Source organism: Bradyrhizobium sp. 31Argb (assembly GCF_043638955.1).
Classification (GTDB): domain Bacteria; phylum Pseudomonadota; class Alphaproteobacteria; order Rhizobiales; family Xanthobacteraceae; genus Bradyrhizobium.
In genome coordinates, this window is the sequence record NZ_JBEGDB010000595.1 from 1 (window position 1) to 1,324 (window position 1,324).

The window sequence follows — 1,324 nt, forward strand, 5'->3', positions numbered from 1 at the left end:
GCCTGCGTCCACGATCTTCGAATCATGGTTGCCCATGGATTCAGAATCCTCAGTCAATTACAACTGTAATGCTAGGGCTGCGGGAAGCTGCCGCAGATAGGAGGTCGGCGCCCGGCGTTGTTCTCAAGCGTCCCGTTGGCTCAAGCGGTCCGTTCAAAGAGCACGCCGAACTGCCCACGGATATCACCGACGATGACGGTTCGAAGAAGGCGAGCCGCCCTAAGCTCGCCGGCCACGAGCCGCGGAAGCAGCATGCAAAGCGGAGCAATGATCCGGCAGCCGACCGGAAGGCCGCACTCGCTTTTGAGAAGGAACAGAAGCGACGCGAGCGCGAGGATGCAAAGGAAGAGGCGGCTCGGCAGAAGAAGCGCGAGCGACGGCAGCACGCCATCGACAAAGCGCAAGCCGCCTTGGACGCAGCTCGTCAGAAGCACGAAAAGAATGCTGCCGACATTCGAGCTGAGGTCGAGGTTCTCGAGGCGCGAGCGCAAGCCGAAGAGGCGCGTTGGGATAAGGAGAAGGCGCGGCTGGAAGCTTCGTTGCGACGCGCGCGAGGGTACCAGCATACGCGGTTTGCGAGCCAGCATCTGTTCGAGCCACGAACCCTTCGGCGCGCCCGGTTTGCTTGCCTGCTGACAACGGCGCTACTGCCGATGATGAGTAGGCGCCTGAGCGTGCGTTCGCCCATCTTGGATGTCACGCCGAGCTTCTGCTTGCCGTCCGTCGATCTTTGAAGGGGCGTGAGACCGAGCCAGGCCGCGAAGTCACGACCTTTGGCAAAAGTCTCGGCCGGCGGTGCTAGAGCGGCGATCGCGGTGGCGGAGATCGGGCCGATGCCAGGAACGGTCATCAGCCTGCGCGATACTTCGTCCTCGCGAGCGCGTCGCGCGATCTCCTTGTCGAGACCCGCGATCTTGCCGTTGAGGCCGGCGAACAGGTCCAACATCACTCGGAACATGGTGCGGGCCGCTTCGGGAAGCGAACTGGCCATCGCTTCCTCCTCGATCAGATCGGCAAGCGTCGCCACATGCGACGGCCCCTTGGGTGCAATCCAACCATATTCAGTGAGGTGACCCCGGATCGCGTTGATGAGCTGGGTTCGCTGCCGCACTAACAGATCACGGGTCCGAAACACCAGACCCGCCGCCTGTTGCTGTTCGCTCTTCACGGCCACGAACCGCATGCTCGGCCGCTGCGCCGCTTCGCAGATCGCCTCGGCATCGATCGCGTCGTTCTTTTGCCGCTTCAGTAGAGTCGAGGAGAGGCGCGGTGATGCGCTTGTTGCGCGTTCCGTTTCCTCTCCCCGCTCATCAAACCGGACGTG

At 62.5% G+C, this 1,324-nt stretch carries 1 protein-coding gene and 1 pseudogene; both read right to left on the reverse strand.

The window, feature by feature from the left end:
- Positions 1–140 precede the first annotated feature (140 nt).
- Positions 141–404, reverse strand: a complete 264-nt coding sequence (locus AAFX91_RS41705; RefSeq protein ID WP_394570349.1) for a hypothetical protein — start codon at positions 402–404, stop codon at positions 141–143.
- Positions 405–557: 153 nt separating this feature from the next.
- Positions 558–1,249 (reverse strand): annotated as a pseudogene (locus tag AAFX91_RS41710) (IS110 family transposase); the annotation flags it as partial.
- Positions 1,250–1,324 lie beyond the last annotated feature (75 nt).